General features: G+C 68.1%; 1 protein-coding gene. It reads right to left on the bottom strand.

The features are described from left to right. Positions 1-23 precede the first annotated feature (23 nt). Positions 24-1280 (bottom strand): IS110 family RNA-guided transposase, encoded by a 1257-nt coding sequence (locus ABT186_RS47705; RefSeq protein WP_450863334.1) that lies wholly within the window; start codon positions 1278-1280, stop codon positions 24-26. Positions 1281-1466 lie beyond the last annotated feature (186 nt).

Here is a 1466-nt window from a genome sequence, read left to right on the forward strand (position 1 = left end):
GGGGGGTGCCCCTATGGGTTTCGTCAACCCGTGGGGGCGGGTTGGGGGTCGTAGAAGGTGCCGTCGCGGAGCATCGCGAAGAGCACGTCGGCTCGGCGTCTTGCGAGGCAGAGGAGGGCTTGGGTGTGGTGCTTTCCCTGGGCGATCTTCTTGTCGTAGTAGGCGCGGGAGGCCGGGTCGGTCAGGGCCGCGAATGCGGAGAGGAAGAAGGCTCGTTTGAGCTGCTTGTTTCCTCTCCGGGAGGGTTGTTCTCCGCGGATCGAGGATCCGGAGCTTCGGGTCGCCGGGGCGAGCCCGGCGTAGGCCGCGAGGTGGGCGGCGGACGGAAAACTGCTGCCGTCGCCGACGTCGATGAGGATCCTGGCTCCGGTCCTGACCCCGATCCCGGGCATGGAGGTCAGGACCTTGGAAAGAGGGTGGGCCTCCAGCAGTTCCTCGATCCGGGCGGCGAGGAGTTTGCGCTGGTCGAGCACCGATTTCAGCTGATTGGCGAGGCTGGGGACGATCAGCGCGGCCGCGTCGGTGCCGGGAACGACGACGGTCTGTTCGTCGAGCGCGGTGAAGACGTCGTCGACCAGGCGCTCGGCCATCCGCGGGGCTTTGGCCCGTATCAGATTGACCAGCCTGCGGCGTCCGGCCTTTCTCAACTGGGCGGGCGAGCCGAACTGGTCGAGCATCAGCAGCACGGCCGGGTGCTGGATGCGTGGGCCCAGGACTCGCTCCAGCGAAGGATGGATCTGGGTGAGCAGGCCGCGCAGCCGGTTGCTGATGCGGGTCGCCTCGCCGGCGAGGTCGTCGTCGAAGCCCACGATCATCTCCAGCTCGGCGACGGTCTCGTCTTCCAGTTCGAGGGCGCGGAGCGTGTGTGGCATGGCGCGGGCGGCGTCCGCGATGATGAACGCGTCGCGGGCATCCGTCTTGGCTTCGCCGGGGTAGAGATCGGCGATCCGCCGCATGGTCAGGCCCGGCAGATAGGCCACCTGGCAGCCGGCATCCCGGGCGACGGCCAGGGGCAGGGCGCCGATGGAGGCGGGCTGGTCGACGACCACGAGCACGGTGCCGTGCTTGGCCTGCAGCTTCTCGAAGAGTTCCCGCAGCTTGGGTTCGCTGTTGGGCAGCCGCTTGTCGAAGGCTTTCTTCCCTGCCGGGGTGACGGCGGTGGCGTGGTGTTCGCCCTTGCCGACGTCCAGGCCGAGGAAGGCGCCGATGTCACTGGTGTCGATCACGTGCGTCCTCCGGTCGAGCGTCCCGGCCTCACCTGCGGCACCAGCTGCCGGCATCCACATTACGAAGAGCCTCCCAAGTCCCTGGCGGGAACCGGTGGTCATGCCCCTAATCAGCGGTCTGCCAGTGCCTCCGGGACCGGTGACACCACCCCCCAGATCATGGTCAACAGGGGGGACCAGTCATGCCGGGCCCGGAGGCCGGGAACCCCATTGCGGGGCCGATCAAAAAGGTAATGGGGG

Origin of the sequence: Streptomyces sp. NPDC001634 (assembly GCF_040298185.1) — a bacterium.
Taxonomy (GTDB): Bacteria; Actinomycetota; Actinomycetes; order Streptomycetales; family Streptomycetaceae; genus Streptomyces.

What these genes read in the sequence shown, in the direction of transcription:
- ABT186_RS47705 (WP_450863334.1), bottom strand. Translation starts at nt 1,280, where the DNA reads ATGCCGGCAGCTGGTGCCGCAGGTGAGGCCGGGACGCTCGACCGGAGG.